The sequence below is a fragment of the Mongoliitalea sp. genome, assembly GCF_054166905.1.
In genome coordinates, this window is sequence record NZ_JBSZCK010000002.1 from 1 (window position 1) to 23,004 (window position 23,004).

At 39.5% G+C, this 23,004-nt stretch carries 17 protein-coding genes; 8 read left to right on the top strand and 9 right to left on the bottom strand.

Annotated elements, in window-relative coordinates:
- The 4 genes from ACXIUD_RS00190 to ACXIUD_RS00205 form a co-directional block, all read right to left on the bottom strand.
- The coding region (locus ACXIUD_RS00190) for an HYR domain-containing protein (RefSeq protein WP_458050623.1) at nucleotides 1–2,586 on the bottom strand (2,586 nt) is incomplete at its 3' end.
- Between the two features lie 10 nt (nucleotides 2,587–2,596).
- On the bottom strand, nucleotides 2,597–3,604 hold the full coding sequence (locus ACXIUD_RS00195; protein WP_458050624.1) for a hypothetical protein: 1,008 nt from the start codon (nucleotides 3,602–3,604) through the stop codon (nucleotides 2,597–2,599).
- Between the two features lie 187 nt (nucleotides 3,605–3,791).
- Nucleotides 3,792–4,436, bottom strand: coding sequence for a response regulator (locus ACXIUD_RS00200; RefSeq protein ID WP_458050625.1), 645 nt, complete (start codon nucleotides 4,434–4,436; stop codon nucleotides 3,792–3,794).
- Nucleotides 4,437–4,601: 165 nt separating this feature from the next.
- On the bottom strand, nucleotides 4,602–5,459 hold the full coding sequence (locus tag ACXIUD_RS00205) for a helix-turn-helix domain-containing protein (RefSeq protein WP_458050626.1): 858 nt from the start codon (nucleotides 5,457–5,459) through the stop codon (nucleotides 4,602–4,604).
- Between the two features lie 701 nt (nucleotides 5,460–6,160).
- Here ACXIUD_RS00205 and ACXIUD_RS00210 point away from each other — a divergent pair.
- The 6 genes from ACXIUD_RS00210 to hisB all read left to right on the top strand — a co-directional run bounded on the left by ACXIUD_RS00210 (nucleotide 6,161) and on the right by hisB (nucleotide 13,198).
- Nucleotides 6,161–7,996, top strand: coding sequence for a sensor histidine kinase (locus ACXIUD_RS00210; RefSeq protein WP_458050627.1), 1,836 nt, complete (start codon nucleotides 6,161–6,163; stop codon nucleotides 7,994–7,996).
- The gene (locus tag ACXIUD_RS00215) at nucleotides 7,986–8,609 is read left to right on the top strand and encodes a response regulator (RefSeq protein WP_458050628.1); all 624 of its coding nucleotides are present in this window, start codon (nucleotides 7,986–7,988) and stop codon (nucleotides 8,607–8,609) included. Before ACXIUD_RS00210 ends, ACXIUD_RS00215 begins: the two co-directional genes overlap by 11 nt.
- Before the next feature lie 257 nt (nucleotides 8,610–8,866).
- Nucleotides 8,867–9,727 carry an ATP phosphoribosyltransferase gene (gene hisG, locus ACXIUD_RS00220; protein WP_458050629.1) on the top strand — a complete coding sequence of 287 codons (861 nt, stop codon included), beginning with the start codon at nucleotides 8,867–8,869 and terminating at the stop codon, nucleotides 9,725–9,727.
- Nucleotides 9,728–9,738: 11 nt separating this feature from the next.
- Complete coding sequence (hisD, locus tag ACXIUD_RS00225) at nucleotides 9,739–11,031, top strand: histidinol dehydrogenase (protein WP_458050630.1); 1,293 nt, start codon at nucleotides 9,739–9,741, stop codon at nucleotides 11,029–11,031.
- The gene (hisC, locus tag ACXIUD_RS00230; protein WP_458050631.1) at nucleotides 11,031–12,107 is read left to right on the top strand and encodes a histidinol-phosphate transaminase; all 1,077 of its coding nucleotides are present in this window, start codon (nucleotides 11,031–11,033) and stop codon (nucleotides 12,105–12,107) included. Before hisD ends, hisC begins: the two co-directional genes overlap by 1 nt.
- The gene (gene hisB, locus ACXIUD_RS00235; RefSeq protein WP_458050632.1) at nucleotides 12,104–13,198 is read left to right on the top strand and encodes a bifunctional histidinol-phosphatase/imidazoleglycerol-phosphate dehydratase HisB; all 1,095 of its coding nucleotides are present in this window, start codon (nucleotides 12,104–12,106) and stop codon (nucleotides 13,196–13,198) included. The genes hisC and hisB overlap by 4 nt, the downstream gene beginning before the upstream one ends.
- Nucleotides 13,199–13,477: 279 nt before the next feature.
- Here the strand turns inward: hisB and ACXIUD_RS00240 are convergent, their stop codons facing one another.
- The 3 genes from ACXIUD_RS00240 to ACXIUD_RS00250 form a co-directional block, all read right to left on the bottom strand.
- The gene (locus ACXIUD_RS00240) at nucleotides 13,478–14,191 is read right to left on the bottom strand and encodes an SDR family oxidoreductase (protein WP_458050633.1); all 714 of its coding nucleotides are present in this window, start codon (nucleotides 14,189–14,191) and stop codon (nucleotides 13,478–13,480) included.
- Between the two features lie 121 nt (nucleotides 14,192–14,312).
- The gene (gene priA / locus ACXIUD_RS00245) at nucleotides 14,313–16,838 is read right to left on the bottom strand and encodes a replication restart helicase PriA (protein WP_458050634.1); all 2,526 of its coding nucleotides are present in this window, start codon (nucleotides 16,836–16,838) and stop codon (nucleotides 14,313–14,315) included.
- Nucleotides 16,839–16,890: 52 nt separating this feature from the next.
- Nucleotides 16,891–17,553 (bottom strand): ERCC4 domain-containing protein, encoded by a 663-nt coding sequence (locus ACXIUD_RS00250; RefSeq protein ID WP_458050635.1) that lies wholly within the window; start codon nucleotides 17,551–17,553, stop codon nucleotides 16,891–16,893.
- A gap of 743 nt (nucleotides 17,554–18,296) precedes the next feature.
- Between ACXIUD_RS00250 and ACXIUD_RS00255 the strand changes: the two genes are divergently transcribed.
- A complete protein-coding gene (locus tag ACXIUD_RS00255; protein WP_458050636.1) occupies nucleotides 18,297–18,650 on the top strand; it encodes a MerR family transcriptional regulator in 354 nt (117 codons plus the stop codon).
- On the top strand, nucleotides 18,631–19,749 hold the full coding sequence (dprA, locus tag ACXIUD_RS00260; RefSeq protein ID WP_458050637.1) for a DNA-processing protein DprA: 1,119 nt from the start codon (nucleotides 18,631–18,633) through the stop codon (nucleotides 19,747–19,749). The genes ACXIUD_RS00255 and dprA overlap by 20 nt, the downstream gene beginning before the upstream one ends.
- A gap of 339 nt (nucleotides 19,750–20,088) precedes the next feature.
- Here dprA and ACXIUD_RS00265 read toward each other — a convergent pair whose 3' ends face one another.
- Nucleotides 20,089–21,042 carry a hypothetical protein gene (locus ACXIUD_RS00265; RefSeq protein WP_458050638.1) on the bottom strand — a complete coding sequence of 318 codons (954 nt, stop codon included), beginning with the start codon at nucleotides 21,040–21,042 and terminating at the stop codon, nucleotides 20,089–20,091.
- Between the two features lie 447 nt (nucleotides 21,043–21,489).
- Nucleotides 21,490–22,824 (bottom strand): signal recognition particle protein, encoded by a 1,335-nt coding sequence (gene ffh, locus ACXIUD_RS00270; RefSeq protein WP_458050639.1) that lies wholly within the window; start codon nucleotides 22,822–22,824, stop codon nucleotides 21,490–21,492.
- Nucleotides 22,825–23,004 lie beyond the last annotated feature (180 nt).

Consider the following 23,004-nt stretch of genomic DNA (forward strand, 5'->3'; position numbering starts at 1 on the left):
ATCCGTTGCCATTGGTTCGACCCACGTCACTATTGCCCCACATTCCCCATCATCATTTGAAACTTCAAAACTGATAGGACAATTACTAATCACTGGCGGCTCAGTATCCGCGCTCGCAGTCACGGTCACTGTAAAACTGCACGAACTACTATTCCCAGCATCATCCGTAGCTGTGTACGATACAGTAGTAGTTCCCAGACTGAAGATTGATCCACTCGCAGGACCCGCAGTTCTAAGCAGATTTACTGTATTACAATTATCTGTTGCCTCAGGGAGCTCATATGTAACATTAATACCTGCTACACCTATCCCTACTGTCAGTTCAATAGAATCTGGACAAGTAATTACTGGTGCTTGGTTATCGTTGACAATTATATTAAATGTACAAATAGTCGAATTGCCTGAGGGATCTGTTGCCGTATAGGTGACCGTACTACTTCCAATTGGGAAGAAACTTCCAGGTTCTACATCAGTTACTAATTGAACTGATCCGCTATTATCCAATGCTGTAGGCGGAATCCAAGTAACTATGGCACCACAGGCACCTTGATCATTGGAAACTTCAATGATTCCAGGACAATTATTGATGACTGGTAGTTCGGTATCTGCACTTTCAGCCACAGTTACTGTAAAGCTACATTGGGAAGCGTTTCCAACTGCATCTGTAGCACTGAAAATCACCGTAGTTATGCCCAGCGGAAAGAGTGAACCACTTGCCAGACCGTTTACCAATTGTACATTCGCCTCTCCACAATTATCTGTTGCTGTTGGAATAGGATAATTGACTATTGCCGAATCTTCTCCAAATCCTACAGTCACTGTAATGTTTTGAGTGCAGGTAAATACTGGGGCTTGAGTATCTTGGACTGTGATGTCAAACTCACAAAGAGTAGTATTTCCAGCGGCGTCTGTTGCCGTATAAATAACACGGGTCGTACCTACTGGGAAGGATGCTCCTGGAGCAAAATTGCTGTTAAACGTAACAGAACCACTATTATCCGTTGCAGTAGGTGCTACCCATCCCACAACTGCACTACAGCTTCCTTGCGTATTGGGTACAACGATTGAGTCAGGGCAATTAATGATTACAGGAGGCTCTCCATCCTCTTCTTCTATGATAACGACATTGAAACTACATTCCGAAGAGTTGCCCGATGCATCTGAAGCAACATATCTAACAAGCGTTGTTCCCAGCGGGAATTCCTCACCACTTGCCAAGCCTTCTACTAATGTTAGGGTTGATGTACCGCAATTATCTATTGAAGTTGGCAAGGAATAAGCTATAACCGCTCCGGTGGAACCAAAAGGCACCAATCGATTAATGGTTTCAGGACAGGTAATGCTTGGTGCTTGGGTATCTATTACCAAAACCTCAAAGCTTGAGAAGGCTTGATTGCCATTTCCATCTGTGGCAGTCCATGTCACAGGTGTCAATCCTACTGGAAAGATGCTCGGTGCATCATTGGTGAGGGATACACTTCCACAATTATCCGCTACGTCTGGCGGAATCAATGCGACTCCAGACGCAAAACATTGTCCCAAATCCGCGTTAAGCTGAATATTTTGTACCATACTAATCGTTGGAGCCGTCACATCATCTAGTATGATCCGCTGCTCTTGAGTGCTCCTAAAGCCGTTAGCATCAGTATAAGTCCAGGTAATTACACGTGATCCTTGCTGGGTAATTGGGAATATACTCTCATTTGTGACTCCAACCACCGTTTTTCCATCCTGCGCAGTGGCTGTCGGAATGGACAAATCAGCAAAGTTTACGATACACTCTGAAATAAAATCAGGTAAATTTTCTACGTCTGGTACAGGAGGTACGGGTTCTCCAACAGTAAATTCACGTGTTTCTGCAATACTCCATAATCCTTTAGTATTTAATACACGAACAGTCAAAGTATATTCCCCCACAGGCAGCTCACTTGTTGCAATTAAGGCATCTATGGAGAAGGTCTCTCCTATTTCATCCAAGGGTATTTCTGTGGCATTTCCTAAACCGGGATCATCACTATTGAAGAAATACTCCACATAATCAACCACAGAAGGATCTTTAAATCCTTCCCGCTCTACGAAAAAAAGTCTAGATGCTGCAAGCCCCCAAATATTTGACTGATTTCGAAAGCGAATGGAAAGTCGATGAAAACCGCGGGGTAAATCAGCTACATTTATTATTCCCAAAATTTGAGGATTAGGACCAGCAGTGACACTCAAAGCCGTTCCATTACCAATACCTGGGTCATTTCCGAAGAAATACTCTGCTGCATCGATAGCAATAGCTAGACTAGTGGTTGCTCTTCCTTTCCAAAACAGCCGATTAGCCGTCAACCCCCAAACCCCTTCATTATCACGAAACCGAACAAAAAAGCGATGAAAGCCATCTGGTAAAGCCTCAGTACCAATGCTTACCTGCTGACTGACCGTCGTACCCGAAGAAAAGGGTATTGAAACACCATTTCCAAAACCTGGATCGGTATTGAAGTAATACTCTGCTCCCACAAGTGTGGGTTGCTGTGCCTGCGTGCACCAAGGCAGAAGGCACAGCCCCAAGAGGCCAAACCAAAATAAAAGATACGTCTTCATTGTCGTTCCCTTAATTATTGGCTCTTCCTTCGATTCTCACATTTAAATCTCCATTTTGAGGCACAATGGGATTCAGTATATTTAATAGAGTAACCTGGGGGACTGCCGGTTCACCTCCTATGGTAAATCCAATACCTCCGAATAGTCCAATCTGTGAGCCTTCAAAGCCGCCAGTAAGTCCAGGTGATCCTGCCTGAAGATTATAATCAAACGCATAATTGAATGCATTATTTGGGACATTGACAAATAGTGGGTCTGCAAAAATATTGTTTTCCCCCGTATTCCCATTGCTTAATGGAAGGGAGGTTGGATTGTCAGGTCCAAAGAAAATATTATTATTAAAAGTACAATTAACAATTGCGGTAGCTGAAGTGAAATTTGAATTAAGATTGTTGCGAATAAAAATATTGTTGGTGAAAATGTTTGTAAACGAATTAGAAAATATAGCACCGCCAAGAAAAACATTGTTAGAAAATATAGAATGCCGAATCCCTGATACCACATTAACAAAAATATTATTTCTTACTACAAAGTTTTCCTCTAATTCGGCAAGAGAAAAAGATTGAAAGTTAGTAATGATATTCTCTTCAATGACCCAACCTTGAAAATTTCCAACCCATAAAGTTGGAGCATTGATTCGCTGTATTTGAACCTCATTTATGCTTGGATTGCCACTGTAGGTTATCAACCCTGCCGAAAACCCAGACAATCTTGAATTAGAAGCACCCTCTGCAAAAGTCACGGTACCCAATGTACTAGTCAACCCATCAGCCGTGTCAGGATTATGCCCTGCTCCGATCAAATTAATCCGTTTATTGATCGTAATAGAACCATATGAGGTTGCTGAACCACTGACATAAATAAAATCCCCATCAGCTGATGCATCAATTACTTCCTGCAAATTGGCAAATTCTATTGATTCTCCCGGTCTATTGCTATAGGTCCGGACTACTTGTGCTTCTAAAGTGACAGCTGTCAAAAGTAAGCATGTAACGAAAAGACTGTAGATTGTTTTCATAATTATAAGAAATTTACATTGGTGGATAAAATAATTTAAGGATCTAAAAGAGATAGGCTTAAATTTCCAACAAATTGAATTTCAATAAAATACCCCCAAAGTGGTATTATAAACTAAGATTTAGTTGTCGAAATACCACTTAGGGGGTAGTTGTACAAATAAAATTAATATGCATTATTTGAAGACTTTACAAGCCTGGATTTTGTCTAATCAAGCCCAACAAACCTGACACATTATGCACCTTCAACTTTTTAAAAATATTCTTTCGATGAGTTTTGACAGTCAATGGACTGAGATGCAATCGATCGGCAATTTCTTTGCTTTCGCATTGATTTAATATCATCTGAATGATTTCTGTTTCACGTTCAGATAAATGATACGCTTCCCGTAATTTTTGGTACAGACAACTCCAATGACCATTAAAACTATTTTGACCACTACTGACCGCTTGAAAGTATTCTTCTCCTTTGGATATACGAACCAAAGCCTCTCGAAAACTTTCAAAACAGGAATCCTTTCCAAGAAAACCGGTGGCTCCCAAATTCTTACAGGCTTCTATCGAGCTCTTGGTATGATTGCTGCTTAAGATGAGCTTTTTCAAGGAGCTGTATCTCCTTGTCAGATAAGCTAATACTTGCATGCCATCCATTAAAGGCATTTGTAAATCTAATACCAAGATATCTACGGTTGGATTTTTTTCTAAAAATGTAATCACTTCGTATCCATTTTGCACCTCACCTATCAGACGATATTCGGGCATAAGATCCAACATTCGCCTAATTCCAACTGTAAAAAGTCTATGATCATCGGCAACTAAAACGGAAACACTCATAATGAAATAATTTAGTGAACAAAAATAAGATTAGCATAAAAACGATTAAATTTAATGATGTATTCCAAATAAAAATTGTAAAAAAACGAATATTAAAAAATTTTTATAATCAAATTTCAGTACATTTAAAAAAAACGACGGCTGTGGCTGTGCAAACTCAATTTTTTACTTTAAAAACTGACTCTTGATAAGCTTTTCTATTTCAGCATTATAATTGATTAGCATTTTAACATACTTTTTAGGACTCATTCCTACAAAAGCTACAAAGTCTTTGTGTAGATGAGAGGTATCTGTATATCCAAAGCGTAAGGCAAATTCCAAGATATCTACAGTCGGATCTTTATCCAAAATCAAAAGCAACAAATTAAATCGAATGATCCTACAAAACAGCTTTGCACTTATACCCACCTGATTCTTAAAATGGATTTGAAATGTCCGCTTATTGACACCATACTCATCGATAAGCTCATCTAATGCAACCAAACCTTTTTTTATTAATATTTGATGGGCTGCATGAGCTATATCAATAGTCATTTTTTTGGGTTCCAAACAATTAAAATGAGCTAAAAGCACTTGTTCAACAATATTTATCAAATTGGTCTGATCCCTACTATCTTCAAATATATTTTTCAATTGATAATGAAGTTCTTGTTTCCCATAGTGCTCCAATAGCATCACTCGGTCAGTCGCTTCACTTGCAGATCCTTCTAAAAAATGGAAAAGCCCTGTTGGCGTAAATACAATTACAAAAAATTCAAATCGCCCCTCAAAGAATGAATACCCGATTTTACTCATTTGACCAAATAAATAGGGTGTGCTATTTTCAAAAAAAATCTGATTGCTTTTCGTTGGATATTCAAGATAAGAGGTTGGACTGATATGGATGGGGATCACAATAGCAGCAGCTCCTTTCGGTGTAAAAAAGGGCTTTTCTATTCCATTAAATTTCACGTGTGACAATAAAAAACCACTAATATATGGTGCCAATGATTCACATGGTTTGAAAAAAGCCACTTCATTCATCTCTTATCTTTAACGTAAATCACTCTTTGATAATTGATTATGATTCAAATTAGCTAAAAATTATTTTAAATAAAAAAAACAGCTATCCAAATGAATAGCTGTTTGAAGTCAAAAAAGGGTTTTAACATTTACTTTTTCACCAATCTTCCATGTAGGTATTGAATTTGACGACCATATGGTACAATCCTTGGCTAAGATCTTTAATTGGTATCATATTATTAAATATCGATACTTTTTCAGATTCTTCATGGGGATGAATTAAACAAAAAAGTACCTAAGTCTTATTATTCACTGAAAAGGCATGCTGAGCAAAAAGAGAGAGGCTAATAAAAGCCAAAGCGAAAGAAAGTAAAAGGGTTTTCATAGATTTTTTAAATAAGGTGGTGTGTTTGTTTTTGATTCTAGCGACAAACCTTCAAAAACTAACTTGCAAATAATTATTTGTAGTTCATTGATAGTTTTTCGTTGTTCAAATTTCAAAAAATGGTATAGCTCAAACAATACCTAGAAATAGGTAATTATTGGGTATAAAAGGATGGTAAATTAGAAGCTTAACAAATTTTTAGGGTATTTCACCATATATTTAGTAAACAAATTTCGCTCAAATGAAAAAAAACAGAACTTTCTACATACAAAAAGACTCTAAGTACTTTTTTTATTCAATCCACTTTTCTAATTTACAAACAGTTAATTCCCCGTAAATGCATACATTGTTTCAAAAGCACAGCTTTAAAAACCTTTTATGGAGTTGGTTACTTTTTAGTTCGTGCGCTCCACTCAGCGAACCTCTCACCTATCAAGTGTTGAAGGATGAGAATTTTTCATCAATAGAAGCACGTGAACGCTTCGAATCAATGGAAAGCTGGGAACAGGGAATCTTTAATCCAGGCATCACTCCACATATTTGGTGGATAAAAATACCTTTAACTTCCAATGCGCCTCAAATACCTCATTTCTTCAAATTAAATAACCCTCACATTAATTTTGTTGAGGTATATTTCAATGATGAGATAGCTCCGCATTGGGTAATCGGAGATAATATTTCATTTGATCAGCGTCCCTATTGGGATCGAGACCTTATCATTCCCTTAACCACGAATGAAGTACCTCCAACTACCTTATTACTAAAAATCATCAAACCTGGTGAAACCCTATTGATTGATCCCATGCTGCTTGATCAAGCAAGCCTGCTGAAAAAGAAATCTACTGAAATGCTTTTGATTGGTTTGATAATCGGCTGGATGGGAATCATGTTTATGGGAGCTTGCTTCTTTGCTTGGAAATTACGAGATCGGAGTAGCATTTTGTATGCATTTTTTATTCTTTCCATCACCTGTTGGTTGAGCATTCATTGGGGGTTGGGTTTCCAGTATCTTTGGCCTGAAAATTTTTCATGGAATGATAAATCGCGCCCTGTATTTAATCTACTTACCAATGTCTTATTTTTACTGCTGATGGTAAATTTTTTTCCACCCTTAAAAAAAAGAAGCAAACTCACCTATTCAATTTATGGCATCATCTTTTTGCAGGTAGCACTCATCGTAGACTCGGTTTTTAGGCCCATGGCCATCATTCCCATAGAAAACAAAATGCTTTTTCTCAGGCTGACCTTTAGTTTTTCCATTTTCCTTACATTTTTGATCATCACCTATTTATGGAAACAGTATCGGGCGGGAGTGCCTTATGCTATTTACTATTTATTCGGAATCTCTTTTATGATCGGCTTCAATGTCTTAGTACAATTACATCAAAGTGGCATTTCCCTTGGGTTTAATAATTTCATTTTTGATTTTGGTTCATCTATCGGGATGCTGGGAGAAACTCTTTTCATTACCGCTGCTTTTGTGAGCCGGGCAGCAGACTATAAAAAATCGGGGGAGCAATTACAGTTGCAACTGATTGAAAATGATAAAAATATAGCTGATAGATTGATTAATGTACAAGAAGATGAACGCAATCGCCTTGCCAGAGATCTCCATGACAGTATAGGAGGAATGCTTGCCAGCATCTATTTGAAAGCTAGTCAACTAGATACACACTTTCAACCCAGTACAGTCACCCAAGAATTAAAAGATTTGGTTTCCAAAAGTATCGTGGAAGCTCGAAGTATCAGCCACAACCTGACACCGCCACATTTGAAAGAGACAGGCTTAGAGCTTGCTCTCCGATCTCAATTGCAATTGATTCAAGAGCAAACCCAACTCCCCATAACATTTAATTATTCCATATCAAGAAACATCAGTCAAAGTCTTCAATTGACACTCTATAGAATATGCAGCGAATTGGTTCAAAATGTACTCAAACATGCTCATGCCTCTGAATTGATGATACAATTGATGGAAGTAGATGGTGTCCTCGAACTCATTGTCGAAGATGATGGCCATGGCTTTGATACTTGGCAAGCCAAAGCAGGCATCGGATTGCAAAATATTCAGGACCGTGTTTCCTATTGTCGAGGAATCCTTACCTTGGATTCCACCCCTTCGGGAACAACAGTTTTAATAAAAATACCCCTTAATTACGAGCATGCAACCTAATATTTCACTGTACCATATAGAAGACCATCAGCTTTTTGTAGAAGGTATTTATTCCTTGATTAAAAAAGAAAACAACATCACCTGGTTAGGGAGTGCCTTCACTGGTACAGACGGAGTTCGGGATGTGCTAAGGCTACAACCCGATGTGGTTTTGTTAGACTATTTTCTTCCAGATATGAATGGCTTGGAAGCTGCACAGAAAATATTGAACCTATTACCAACTACCTCAATTCTGATTTTAAGTATGGAAAGCAGCGCTGAACTTATTAAAAAATGTCGCGCAAATGGAATTCTAGGTTTTTTACCAAAGACTACAGATAAGCAAAGTTTACTCCAAGCCATCCAATCAGTACATCAAAAAATCCCTGTATTTCCAGCCATCGAGGAAATCCCTAAGGAAATCCCCAGTGGCTTGAATGTCCTTAGCAAGCGGGAAAAAGAGATAGCCATTTTGATTGCACAGGGTTTTACCTCTGCCCAAATATCAGAAAAATTATTTTTGAGTTTACTGACGGTCAATACCCACCGAAGGAATTTAATTCACAAATTAAAGTTGAGCAATACAGCACAATTGTCGGCATGGGTAAGTAAATTGAACCAAGAGGACATTTAAATCCTGCTTAAAAAAAACAAAAGAAGCTTTTGGCTGTTTTTAGATTTCATATACCTTTGCAGTGCATGAAAAATAGACCCACCATATTCACACTTTTGGCTGCCAACACTTCCGTTGGTTCAGCTCATCATGCACATCATTCCTCCTAAGGAGGAATCATACAAACATATCGCCCAATGGAGGCTGTTTATCTAATTATGCAGCCAATCAATCCAAAATAGTCTCATACATTTTGCATCTAAACGTATATTGCGTACATGAATAGTATAATCCGTATTGCCGTTCAAAAGAGCGGAAGATTAAGTGAAGATTCCCTAAGCCTCATCAAAGAATGTGGTATCAAGTTTTATAATGGTACTGGCAAGTTAAAGTCCACCTCTACTAACTTCCCAATAGAGTTTTTATTCCTCAGAGATGATGATATTCCTGGTTATGTAGCCGATGGCGTAGCAGATTTAGGAATTGTAGGAGAAAATGAACTGGTTGAAAAAGACAAGGAAGTGAATGTCTTGAAAAAACTAGGATTCAGCAAGTGCCGTCTTTCCTTAGCGATTCCAAAAGGCGAGGAGTACATGAATATTCACTACTTCCAAGGTAAAAGTATCGCCACTTCTTATCCAAAAATTTTAGGCGATTACTTGGCTAAAAATAATGTATCTGCGGAAATTCATGAAATCTCGGGTTCTGTGGAAATTGCTCCAAGCATAGGTTTGGCAGAAGGAATTTGCGATATCGTAAGCTCAGGTTCTACTTTGATGATGAATGGCTTGAAAGAAGTGGAAGAAATCTTCAAATCCGAAGCCGTACTCATAGCCAATAATGCGCTTTCTGAAGAAAAATTGGCCATCATCGATAAGCTATTATTTAGAATCAATGCAGTACAGACAGGCAAATTCAATAAGTACGTGTTGATGAATGCTCCCAATAAATCTTTGGATCGCATCATTGAACTAATACCAGGTATGAGAAGTCCTACGATCTTGCCTTTAGCGCAGGAAGGTTGGTCTTCTGTACACTCTGTATTGAGTGAAGATCAGTTTTGGGAGAATATTGAGGAACTGAGGGCGGCAGGTGCTGAAGGCATTTTGGTTGTTCCGATTGAAAAAATGGTTGTTTAGAAAAACGCGTTATGAAAATAGTCATCAACCCTAAAGTAAGTGAATGGGCATCCATTTTGGAAAGACCTGTTCAAAAAACAAAAGATATAGAGAAAATAGTCAAGCCTATCCTGAGAAAAGTAAAACGCTCCGGTGATAAGGCCTTGAAAAAATTTGCCTTGGAATATGACCATGTACAAATAAAAAATTTGCTGGTCACACGGGAAGAAATCGTTGCGGCTAAAGCGATGGTAGATCCAGCTTTGAAAGAAGCTATTCTAACAGCTAAAGAGAATATAGAAAAATTCCATGCGGCACAGCAGTCTCCCGACCTTATCATGGAGGTGATGGAAGGCGTAACTTGCATGCGTAAGTCTGTAGCTATTCAGAAGGTTGGATTATACATCCCAGGCGGTACAGCTCCCCTATTTTCTACCGTACTGATGCTGGGTATTCCTGCTAATATTGCTGGATGCGAAGAGGTGGTTTTATGTACACCTCCCAACAAGGAAGGAAATATCCATCCAGCCATCTTATACACAGCTGATCTAATCGGCATCGATAAAATTGTCAAAGCTGGAGGAGCTCAAGCAATTGCTGCCCTTACCTATGGAACCGAGTCTGTACCAAAAGTGGACAAGATATTTGGACCTGGCAATCAGTATGTAACAGCTGCCAAGCAACTAGCGGTAAAGAAAGGTGTTGCGATTGATATGCCTGCTGGACCATCGGAGGTATTGGTCTATGCAGACCAATCAGCAGTTCCTGCCTTTGTAGCTTCAGATCTACTATCACAAGCCGAGCATGGAGTGGATTCTCAGGTGATTTTAGTCGCGAGTTCAGAGAAGATCGCTCAAAAAGTGTTGAAAGAAGTTGAAGTTCAATTAGAAAAACTTCCGAGAAAAGAGATCGCTAAAAAGGCCTTGGATAATTCGGTGGCTGTGATCATGCCTGTTGAAAAAACAGCCGTTGACTTGATTAACTTCTATGCACCCGAGCATTTAATCATCTGCGTAGAAAATGAAGAAGCGGTAGTCAACAGCATCATCAATGCAGGTTCTGTATTTATTGGAAACTACACCCCCGAATCAGCAGGAGATTACGCTTCTGGAACCAATCATACCTTACCGACTTATGGCTATGCACGTAACTATTCCGGTGTTTCCTTAGATTCCTTTTTGAAGAAAATCACGTATCAAAAAATAACAGCTCAGGGTATTCAAAACTTAGGGCCAACGGTAGAAATTATGGCTGCCAACGAACAGTTGGAGGCTCACAAAAATGCTGTTACCATTCGTTTGGACTATTTGGAAAAGAAAAAATAATGGACTTCAATCTCCAACGGCTTTTAAGACCCCACATGTTGGGTATTAAGCCCTATTCTTCAGCACGCGATGAATACTCTGGAAAAGATGGTATTTTCTTAGATGCCAATGAAAATCCATACAGTGCGCTGACCGGTGAAGCGTTCAACCGCTATCCTGACCCCTATCAGCAAGAAATTAAGGCCAAATTAGCTCCTATCAAAGGCGTCAATCCAAACCAAATTTTCTTAGGCAATGGTAGTGATGAAGCAATTGATTTGTTGATGCGGGCATTTTGCAGACCTGGGGTAGATAATCTCATCATCTTACCTCCAACCTACGGTATGTATGAGGTAAGTGCTGCGGTAAATGATGTTGCTATCATCCGTGTTCCCTTGACAATAGACTTCCAGCTGCAGCCAGATAAAATCCTAGAATCCGCCGATGAGCAATCTAAAATACTCTTCATTTGTAGTCCAAACAATCCATCGGGAAATAAAGTAAAACGCTCGAATATCGAGTTTTTGTTAAAAAATTTCCCTGGCTTGGTTGTCGTAGATGAAGCATACATTGATTTTTCCGATGAGCCAAGTTTTACTACTGAACTGGACTCCTACCCTAACCTTTTGGTCATGCAGACCTTTTCCAAAGCTTGGGGATTGGCAAACTTACGCATTGGTATGGCTTTCGCATCTGAAGAAATCATCCGGATTCTCAACTTGATCAAGCCTCCTTACAATATCTCAGGCCTTACACAGCAAAAAGTCTTACAATCATTGGCAAAAGCCGATGAACTGCCGGCCTTGGTTCAGCGAATTTTGGAAAATAGAGCTTTACTAGTCCAAGAACTGGAGAAATTGACCAGTGTTCAAAAAATTTATCCAAGCCATGCAAACTTCGTATTGGTAAAAATATCTGAAGCCAAAGCATGGTATGAGTCCTTGATCCAACATCAAATTATTGTGAGAGATCGCTCAAAAGTGCTGTTATGCGATGACTGCCTGAGAATCACGGTAGGAACTACCGAAGAAAATGAAGCTCTCTTAGCCTGTATGCAAACAATTGAGCAATCTAAAACTAGTGTAAAAAACCTATGAAAAAAGTACTCTTCATCGATCGGGATGGCACTATCATCGTGGAACCACCGATTGATTTTCAAATAGACAGCCTAGAAAAATTAGAATTTATTCCCAAGGCAATTTCCAATCTCCGAAAAATTGCGGAAGAGACCGACTTTGAATTGGTCATGGTCAGCAATCAGGATGGCTTGGGAACAGCCTCTTTCCCCGAAGAAACCTTTTGGCCTGCTCATAACAAAATGTTGCGAATCTTAGAAAACGAGGGCGTAAGCTTCACCAAGATTCACATCGATCCTCATTTCGAGTCAGATAATCATCCGAACAGGAAACCAGGCATTGGTATGCTGAAGGAATACCTGAATGGTGATTACGACTTGGTAAATTCTTATGTGATCGGTGACCGTAAAACTGACATTCAATTGGCGAAAAACTTGGGTTGTCAGGCTATTTTTATTGGAGAAGAAAACACAGAAGCAAGCTTAAACACAAAGGATTGGGATGAAATTTATCAGTTCCTTCGCTTACCTGCTCGTAAAGCAACTGTATCCAGAAAAACCTCTGAGACCGATATCCATATCGAAGTCAATTTAGATGGAACAGGTCTTTGTAAAATCGAAACAGGCCTTCCCTTCTTTGACCACATGTTGGAGCAATTAGGGAAGCATGGAGGGACGGATCTTACCATCAATGTAAATGGAGACTTGCACATCGATGAACATCACACAATCGAAGATACTGCCTTGGCATTGGGTGAAGCCTATTTAAAAGCACTGGGAGATAAAAAAGGCATTTACCGCTACGGATTCTTATTGCCTATGGATGATGTATTGGCACAAGTAGCGATTGATTTTGGGGGAAGACCCTGGATGGTGTGGGATGCTACCTTCAAACGAGAAAAAATCGGAGACATGCCTACAGAGATGTTTTTCCATTTCTTCAAGAGCTTCTCCGACACTGCTAAGTGCAACTTGAATATCAAAGCAGAAGGTGACAATGAGCACCACAAGATAGAAGCCATCTTTAAAGGACTCGCTAGAGCAATCAAAATGGCTGTGAAGCGTGATTTGGCAGCATTAAATCAGTTGCCAAGTACAAAAGGTGTATTATAGTTCTCGCAAACCTGCCTTTTGGCAAACAGGGGCGCAAAGACGCTAAAAAAGAGGAGCTTGCATGATGAAAACCATTTTGCAAGCTCCTTTTCATTTAAATCAAGGTAGGCATCAGCATTTCAAATATTTCTTTCTATAGCTACTTTCTTTGATCACGATCACCTTGGTAACAATGATTTTACAAACAAATTCAACTTAATTTTCAAAATAATTGTAACTCCTGACATTTAGCAAGAATTACTAAATCCCTATGTATCTATGTGTCCTATGTGGTTTAACTCACCCCGGCATGCTTGGGCGTACCTCAATTTTACTTGGTAACGTACGTGGGTGCATCTGCATCAAATCCACTACCATTTGTCCGATATCCTCGATTTGAATTTTCCAAGCATCTGCATCATTTGGAACGTGGTTATTGAAATAAGTAGCTACAGAACCAGGCATGATCGTCGTACATCGGATTCCTTCATTTCTTAAGTCCAACATAGCTGCTTGTGTGAAACCCGTCAAGCCAAATTTGCTGGCATTGTAAGCAGAGCCTTTGGCAAAGAAATTAGTACCTGCCAAACTTGAAATGCTGATAAAGTACCCCTTTGAGGCCTTCAAGCCCTCCAAGGAAGCTTTCAAGCTATAAAACACCCCAGTCAAGTTGGTATCGATGGTCTCATGCCACTGATCTAAGGTCATATCCTGAATGGAAGCAAAATGCCCCAAACCAGCATTGGCTACCAATAGATCTAATCTTCCCCATTTTTCTATGAGTAAGGCAACTGCCTTTTCCTGAGATTCAAAGTTCCGCACATCTCCAGCGATCCCGATAGCCTCTCCTTTTCCTAGTTTATTCAATTCAGCAGCAGCCTTATCAGCGGCTTCCTGAGTACGGCCTGTAATGGCTACTTTCATTCCTTCCTGCATTAACGCAGCCGCAACACCATATCCGATGCCTTTGGTACCTCCTGTGATAAATGCGGTTTTATTTTCGAGTGATTGCATACGTTGTGTAAATTTTAATGTCTACACATACAACTTACTTTTGTCTCCGTAGGTTCACTAGGAATTGCTTCAATCAAGCAATCCAAACACTTACAGTGCCTTACCCTGTAGCATAAAAACTTTAATAAGGATCCACATCCACTATAATTCGTACGCCTTTAAAATCTTTTTGGCCTTGAACTTCATTCAAGATTAAAGCAAGTTCTTCCTTAAACGTCCCTACTGCCGTAGAAGCTCTGTCCAATTTGACCAAGCTTTCAAAAATATATTGATTTTTTATCTTACCAACCAAGCCTTTTTCTGGTCCCAACATGATTTTCTTTACTTGAATATCATTCAATAAGTTGTGCAGGATTCTCGCTGCACGCTCAGCAGTTTTAAAATCTTTGTGGCGGGTACTGATTTTGATCAACTTGACAAATGGAGGATAAAAGTACTTTTGCCGCTCAGCCATTTCTTGCAAATAAAACTGCTCATACGCTCCTGCAGCTATCCAGTGGAAAATAGGCGAATCGGTCCTCCTACTCTGTACAATGACTTTACCCGCATGATTTCTCCTCCCGGCTCTTCCGGCAACTTGGGTAATCTGTTGAAAAGCTCGCTCTCCCGATCGGAAATCCGGAAAATTCAAAATCCGATCCGCATCCATAATCCCCACCACAGTCACACGGTCAAAATCCAATCCTTTGGTAATCATTTGCGTACCTACCAGAATATCTACATTTCCCCCACCAAATTCTTCCAACATTCGCTGATACCCATATTTACTTCGGGTGGTATCCAAATCCATTCGAAGCACCCGTGCCTCTGGAAATAGCAAACCAATACTCTCTTCAATACGCTCCGTACCCAATCCAACAGCCAGTATCTTGTTGCTCCCACAAGCATCGCAGACTTTCGGAACTTTCTCTTTAAATCCACAATAATGGCATTTCAACTCATCCCCAAATTGATGATAAGTCAAATTTACATCGCAGTGTTCACACATTGGCGTCCACCCACAGTCATCACAGCTGACGTATGGGGCATAGCCTCTCCTATTTTGAAAGATCAATACCTGTTCCTGCTTCTTCAAAGCCTCTTGAATACTTTCCCGGAGCAAGCGGGTAAAGTCTAATTTGAGCAGGTTTTTCTTTTTATCGACCAACACATCTGCCAGTTGAAATTCAGGCAACTGCGCTTCTCCATACCGTTTATTCAAGGCCACATAGCCATACTTTTTCATACGCGCATTATAGAAGGTTTCAAAAGCAGGGGTAGCAGATCCCAACAACACTTTTGCTTGATGCAACCATGCCAGCATGATACCGGAATCCCTTGCCTGAAAGCGTGGAGCAGGATCGTATTGCTTGTAACTGGCCTCGTGTTCCTCATCAATGATTACCAAGCCCAAACTGTCAAAAGGTAAAAATATGGATGAACGAACCCCAACAACCAAAGGAAAACGACCACTGAGTACCCCATTCCAAACTTCTACACGCTCATTATCAGAATATTTGGAATGAAAAACTCCCATTTTATTACCAAATACTTTACTCAAACGCCCTACGATATGCGTGGTCAAAGCGATTTCAGGCAATAAAAACAAGACCTGGGACCCTCCATCTAAGGCTTCCTGGATAAGATGAATGTATAATTCCGTTTTTCCACTACCTGTAATTCCATGAAGCAGGACAGTATCTTTCTCCTCAAATTGTTGCTTGATTGATTGCTTGGCTTCCTCTTGCTCTGCAGAAAGTTCAATCGAAGCAGCTTCTTTTCCATCATCGAATTCATCCAATCGAGTGACGATGATTTTAAACTCCTCAAAAACACCATTTTTGATCAGTGTTTTCAGAGAGGACATGGATAGATTGGCCTCCGTAAAAGCTTTCTTTTCCAAACCCTTTGCATTCAACGATGCATCTTTATAGACTGGAACTTCCTGCAAATATTTAAGAATTACTTCTTCCTGTTTAGGTTTTGAACTTAGTTCAAGAAATAATTGCTCCAAAACTGCTTTATCCGATGCATAGCTTTGATTGAGTCGAATCCGAGCTTCTACCTTGGGAGTATACTTTTCTTTGACTTGCTCAAAAACCAAAACAGCTTCCTTAATCACCAAACTTTTGATGATTTGGTGAATGCTTTTAACGCCCAACAATACTTCACAATCCTCGTAGCTCAACTCTTCTTGACTTTCCAAGGCTTTCAAAATAATCAACTCTCGATCATCCAGTGGATATTCACTGAGTTCGGGATCAAAATTAGGATTGAGTTGGATTTTACTCTCGGAGCTTAGTTTCATGCCGGATGGCAAGGCTGCATTCATCACCTCACCGATATGGCAACAATAATAATCTGCCATCCATGACCAGAAGCGAATTTGCAGAGGATTGACTGTGGCATGGGAATCCAGTATATCCAAAATCGGTTTAGCTTCGTACGCTGCTGGCGGTTTTTGGTGCACTTTACCTACAATGCCAGTAAGAATTTTCTTTTTTCCGAATTGTACGATCACTCGAAACCCTATGCCGATCGACTCCAAAAGATTGGAAGGAATACGGTAGGTGAACATTTTAGGGATTGGAACCGGTAAGATAATATCTGCAAAAGTAGCTTCCTGCTTTCCGGATGTTTCAAAAATATCTCCAAATAAAGACTCCAAAGGTTGGTTCAGTTTAATGCTAAATAATGTAAACTCTAAGGTACTTCAAATATCAACTTCCTAAAACCTCCAGTAGCTTTTTTTTAGTTTTGGGACCAATACCGCTGCTTTCCAAATCAGGGCTCTGAATGATTCCTTTGATGTTTCCATATGTTTTTAAAAGCTCCATGGCCCTCCTTTTTCCAATCCCTGGAATACGCGCTAGCATATCCAGTTGAATTTCCCTAGAACTGACTCTTTTTTTCCGCGGAGCACACAGACTGCCAAGCGATTGCTTTTTTCCTGCAAAGGAGCGGTAGCAGTAGAAACACAAAGAAACCGTCTCTAGAATATTTCGAGTAAAAAATACGGGAATTCTAAATTTCCATTGGATGGAAAATAATAGGCTTTGGAAGGCCGCTTGTCTAAAACGGTGCTGATGAATTCCTTGTTTTTCATCTTCAACTACAAGCAATGTTGGTTTGGATAATTTTTGAAGGCGTTTGACCTGAGAAAATAAGCGCCCATCTTTTAGGGATTGAAAAAAGTCAGGAAGTGTTTTTCGTTCGATGACTAGGTAGTCATCCATCTCAATATCTCCTGCGTAGAGATGTTTTCTAGTTATAATAGCATTCCCAAAAGATAAAAAAGTATGCATCAATTCCTCCGGTTCCCGATGATCCAAGTAGATTTCCAGTGGAAAATAGAAGGATGATTTAATCAAGCCTTTAGGCATAATACAGGCAATTTTTATAGAAAATAAGTACCATTCCGATCACTGAAAATGAATGAAATTCCCCGCATTTCCAAAAAATAAGTATTTCAGTAAACGTTTAAGTTTATTGATTTTTGGAAAGAATAGTAAAGAAAAACAGATTCAAAAGACACATGTACTCCAAAAGAAAATATCCCTTAGAAAAAGTTCGACCCTGCCTCTGCAGTCAGGCAGGCCTTTCAGGGTCTGGAGTTTTGGAAACTGGAAATATTTTTCACCATGGGTTGCACCCATGGCTATTGAAAAGTTCGACCCCTTCAGGGTCTTAAGTTGAAAAACTCTGATAAATCAATTTACAAATCGAAATCTATTCAACTGTCACCATTATTGACTTAACCTTATCAGAAATGAGGACGCCTAAATCTATTCCCGCTCAATCGACCACGAAGTGGTCAAACTTCTCAATAGCCCCCAGTGTAACTGGGGGTAAAAAATTACGACTATTTCGGTTATCCCGACCCAAAATGGGTCGAACTCAACTACACAAATCTCCTTTTGAAAATCACTTATAAATTTCACACGCAGTAACATGTTATAAAACACTGATTATCAATTTCCAATACATACGCAACTATACGTCCCATATAAACCGATAACGATGGGTTGTCATCTCACAATCAAATTAGTCGAATAAATTGAAAGTCGATTCATCTCAATTCAAAGAAATTCTCTATTTTTGATTGAAGCTTAAAATTTTTCCGACCGTGCCTTACATAGAAAAAGAAATAGAAAAAAAATACTACTCCATCGGTGAAGTCGCCAGCATGTTTAAGGTTGCTCCGTCTCTAATTCGCTATTGGGAAGGTGAATTCGACATCATCAAACCAAAGAAAGACAAAAAAGGGAATCGTAGATTTACCAAGGAGGATATTGAAAAAATCAGATACATCTATCAATTGGTAAAAATCAAGGGTTTTACCTTGCAAGGGGCTCAGGAAGTCATCAAAAATGGGCATGAAAAATCCATGGATAAAGCAGCCATGATTGATAGATTATTACAGATTCAGGCTTTTTTAAAAGAAATCAGAGATCAAATGCATGTCAGCAACGAAGGATGAACTAGTTTACGAGCTTGCTTTAAACCTTGTGCCTAAAATCGGGCCGAATTTGTATAGAAACATCATTGCCTATACAGGTTCGGCCCGTGCTTTTTTTGAAATTCCTGTAGGCAAATTGGGGAAGGTACCCCGTGTTGGAAAAAAATTGATTGAATACCGCAAATCAGCAGATCAATTTATCACAGATGCCAACGCTATTATCCAAGACTGTAACAGGAAAAATATCCGGATCATTTCCTTCTCAAATCCCGATTTTCCCAAGCGTTTAAAAGCCTTAGACGATAGCCCAATGATCCTTTACACAAGAGGCAACATCAATCTCAATCCTGAAAGAAGTATTGGGATCGTGGGTACCCGTAATGCAACCGATTATGGAAAGTCCATCACCAAAAAAATCATCGAAGAACTCAGTCCTTTTCAACCCAGCATCATTTCCGGTCTAGCTTATGGAATTGATATTGAAGCGCACAAGTCAGCTCTACAGGCTCAGCTTCCTACTATTGGCGTATTGGGGTCCTCGGTACATCAAATCTATCCTTCGATCCATAAGGCAACAGCAGAAGATATGTTTGACTTAGGCGGTTTAGTGAGTGAATACCCTCCCGGTACAGAAATGCATCCTGCCAATTTCCCCCAACGTAACCGCATTATAGCAGGATTATCCGATGCCATCATCGTAGTAGAAGCAGCCAAAAAAGGCGGCGCCCTAATCACCGCCGAAATTGCCTATTCTTACAACAAAGAAGTTTTTGCCGTACCTGGGAACCTCATGTCATCTTTCAGCGAAGGCTGCAATAACCTCATCAAGCAACTCAAAGCCAGTATCTATACCGGATCCAAGGATATTGAAGATGCACTTTCTTGGAAAAAGGATGCACAAGGAAAAACAATCAAAAAAGTTGAACTTGATTTAGCCAATTTTCAGGGGGAGGAAAAAGAAATCCTCAAGCTTTTATTGGAAAAAAAAGAATTGGAAATAGATCAATTATCCCTCCTCTTAGATCTCTCGCTTGCTACGCTAGCTTCCACCCTACTTACCCTTGAATTTCAGGGAATCATCAAATCCCTTCCCGGCAAAAAGTATAGATTGATTGCATAAAAAATCCAGTAAATCCATCAACTTGATTTACTGGACCAATTTCAACTATCTTTTGTGAACCAAAGCCTGAAAACCCAGATTATTCCCTTTGTGCCTTAGAGTCTTCGTGGCATTTTTAACCGCAAAGATTGCAAAGTTTTCGCGCAAAGAACCCAAAGACTCATTTAAACGATTTCTTAGCGCCTTTGTGCCTTTGTGGCATCTCTAACCGCAGAGCCAGCAAAGTTTTACTCAAAGAACCCAAAGACTCTTTTAGACGATTTCTTAGTGTCTTTGTACCTTTGTAGCATTTCTAACCGCAGAGTCAGCAAAGTCTATACGCCAAGGGATCAATATATACTATTTTAAAACGATAATGACAGTATCTCTTCTACTGGCCTCATCATCTAAATATTGGAAATACGACTCTCTCGTTGTATGAACAAAATCAAGCACACCTGGATAAAAATACACACCATATCTGTTGTAATCATTAATTTCTAAAATAGCTCCTTCTACAGCTACTTCAACGTCGATGGTATCTAATCCAGAAAGTCTGAAAAAGTCCATAATCATTGATTTTGAAGATTTTTCTTCCAACTGTACTTCTTGCACTAATAAACAATACCCTTCTTCAAAATCTACTTCATCCAAATACAAGACGCCTTGTGCATCTACAGGGTTGATACCAAATAAATTCGGTAAGGAATCCTCGTACTCGTACTTTGAATCTACCTCAAGAGCTGATCCAAAAGGGAAATGAATTAATCGCAATTCGGGGACAACAAATGCTTCAATTCCAATTTTTGATTGATAAGAGTTTTTCATTTGAAGAAGCGTATTTTCAATTCCTTCTTTGGCATTACTTCCTTCACTTAACACAGGAATTAATTGATCAAATATCTCATTCACACTTTCTCTTACCTCTTCCCAATTATCAATACTTTTAAATTCCCCGTATTCATCTGTCGAGTAAATAATTTCAAAAATAGGCTTTATGCTTAAGGACTTTAAAACTTCTGTAGGTATCGTATTAGAACGATAGAGTTCATTTGTATAACTCCATTTAATCTGATAACTCGTTTCTGTTGAATCCAATACCGTAAATTCTGCAGTGTAGCTAGATGAATCATTTTTCACCAAATCATCTCCCTTCCATTGTTGACTGTACTTTTTCACTTCATAGGAATACGTATCCCCTATGGACCAATAAGCAATAAATGCTACACCTGTAGTGTCGTTATAAGAGTAGGATTTTACTTGTGTAAAAAAGAATACAGAAATTAATAGACTGAACCGTAGCAAAAGAAGCATAAATTATGAGATTTGATTCTAAATTTAACTAAAAAACTATTCAAATTTATATCAAAAAAAATCCAGTAAATCCATCAACTTGATTTACTGGACTAATTTCAATTATCTCTTTTGAACCAACACCTGAAAATCCTAAATTATTCCCTTTGTGCCTTCGAGTCTTCGTGGCATTTTTAACCGCAAAGATTGCAAAGTTTTCGAGCAAAGACCCCAAAGACTTTTTTAGACGATTTCTTAGCGCCTTTGTACCTTTGTGGCATTTCTAACCGCAGAGCCAGCAAAGCATACACGCAAAGTTCCCAAAGATTCTCTAATCTAAACCCTAGAAGGGCTAATTTAAAACAACAAAAATCATTTAACCAAAATCTTGTTTCTTGCCTCTTGATTCTTGTCTCTAGTCCCTCGTTTCAAAAACTCATCCTTCCTACCTCATCCTTCCTCCTTCAATCACCTTCTCATCTTCGGCATCATGCCTCCCAAAGCCTTCTGCGCACCACCCATTTTGTTCATTTGCTTCATCAGCTTACGCATATCGCCAAACTGCTTCATCAAATTATTAACCTCTACGATGCTTCTTCCGCTACCTGTGGCAATACGCTTCCTGCGGCTACCGTCGATCATATCCGGATTTTCACGCTCCATTGGAGTCATGCTACGGATAATGGCTTCGATTGGCTTGAAGGAATCATCGTCAATATCCAATCCTTTCATCGCCTTACCCATGCCTGGAATCATGCCCACCAAGTCCTTGATGTTACCCATCTTCTTGATTTGCTCCAATTGGGATAGGAAGTCGTCAAAGTTGAATTGGTTTTTACGGATTTTGGCATTGATACGCTTAGCTTCATCTTCGTCAAAGGACTGCTGTGCACGCTCTACCAAAGAGATCACATCACCCATGCCCAAGATTCGCTGCGCCATACGGTCTGGATGGAATACATCCAAATTCTCCATCTTTTCACCCGTAGAGATAAACTTGATCGGCTTATTCACTACGTGACGGATGGAGATGGCCGCACCACCACGGGTATCACCGTCTAATTTGGTCAAGACTACCCCGTCAAAATTCAAACGCTCATCAAAGGTCTTGGCTGTATTCACAGCATCCTGACCTGTCATGGAATCTACTACAAAAAGTGTTTCGGAAGGATTGAGTGCTTTCTTCAAGGCCTCAATCTCTTGCATCATCTGCTCATCTACCGCCAAACGACCCGCTGTATCGACAATGACGATTTTCTTGCCATTCTTCTTGGCATAATCCATTGCACGATTGGCAATTTCAATGGCATTTTTATTTTCCGGCTCTGCATATACCTCCACTCCTATCTGATCACCCAATACTTTCAATTGATCGATCGCAGCAGGTCTGTAAATATCACAGGCAACCAATAAAACTTGTTTCCCTTGTTTTTTGAGATAGCTCGCAAACTTCCCTGTAAATGTTGTCTTACCCGAACCTTGCAAACCAGAAATCAACACGACAGCAGGATCACCTTTGAGATTGACGTCAACCTTGGTACCCCCCATCAATTTGGTCAATTCCTCTTGAGTGATTTTTACCAACAACTGACCCGGAGAGACAGCAATCAATACGTCTCGGCCCATGGCCTCTTCCTTGATTTTATCTGTAACCTCTTTGGCTACCTTGTAATTCACGTCGGCATCAATCAAGGCTCTTCTGATTTCCTTGACAGTTGTTGCCACATTGATTTCCGTGATTTTTCCGGTACCCTTCAGGGTTCTAAAAGCTCTATCTAATTTTCCACTAAGATTATCAAACATGGTATCTACGATTTGCTGCAAAATTATAAAATTATTCGGGAATCCCCCATGAACATTGCCAAGCTTCCTGCTTTATTAGCCCAAAAGCATATACATTCAAGTAAAAAGATGCTTTCTCTAGTTCCAAAGAAGGCCTAAGCCAATTTATTTTTTAATTTGCGGAGGTTTTAACTTGAATCA

What these genes read in the sequence shown, in the direction of transcription:
- ACXIUD_RS00195 (WP_458050624.1), bottom strand. Translation starts at nt 3,604, where the DNA reads ATGAAAACAATCTACAGTCTTTTCGTTACATGCTTACTTTTGACAGCT.
- ACXIUD_RS00200 (WP_458050625.1), bottom strand. Translation starts at nt 4,436, where the DNA reads ATGAGTGTTTCCGTTTTAGTTGCCGATGATCATAGACTTTTTACAGTT.
- ACXIUD_RS00205 (WP_458050626.1), bottom strand. Translation starts at nt 5,459, where the DNA reads ATGAATGAAGTGGCTTTTTTCAAACCATGTGAATCATTGGCACCATAT.
- ACXIUD_RS00210 (WP_458050627.1), top strand. Translation starts at nt 6,161, where the DNA reads ATGCATACATTGTTTCAAAAGCACAGCTTTAAAAACCTTTTATGGAGT.
- ACXIUD_RS00215 (WP_458050628.1), top strand. Translation starts at nt 7,986, where the DNA reads ATGCAACCTAATATTTCACTGTACCATATAGAAGACCATCAGCTTTTT.
- hisG (WP_458050629.1), top strand. Translation starts at nt 8,867, where the DNA reads ATGAATAGTATAATCCGTATTGCCGTTCAAAAGAGCGGAAGATTAAGT.
- hisD (WP_458050630.1), top strand. Translation starts at nt 9,739, where the DNA reads ATGAAAATAGTCATCAACCCTAAAGTAAGTGAATGGGCATCCATTTTG.
- hisC (WP_458050631.1), top strand. Translation starts at nt 11,031, where the DNA reads ATGGACTTCAATCTCCAACGGCTTTTAAGACCCCACATGTTGGGTATT.
- hisB (WP_458050632.1), top strand. Translation starts at nt 12,104, where the DNA reads ATGAAAAAAGTACTCTTCATCGATCGGGATGGCACTATCATCGTGGAA.
- ACXIUD_RS00240 (WP_458050633.1), bottom strand. Translation starts at nt 14,191, where the DNA reads ATGCAATCACTCGAAAATAAAACCGCATTTATCACAGGAGGTACCAAA.
- ACXIUD_RS00250 (WP_458050635.1), bottom strand. Translation starts at nt 17,553, where the DNA reads ATGCCTAAAGGCTTGATTAAATCATCCTTCTATTTTCCACTGGAAATC.
- dprA (WP_458050637.1), top strand. Translation starts at nt 18,631, where the DNA reads ATGTCAGCAACGAAGGATGAACTAGTTTACGAGCTTGCTTTAAACCTT.
- ACXIUD_RS00265 (WP_458050638.1), bottom strand. Translation starts at nt 21,042, where the DNA reads ATGCTTCTTTTGCTACGGTTCAGTCTATTAATTTCTGTATTCTTTTTT.
- ffh (WP_458050639.1), bottom strand. Translation starts at nt 22,824, where the DNA reads ATGTTTGATAATCTTAGTGGAAAATTAGATAGAGCTTTTAGAACCCTG.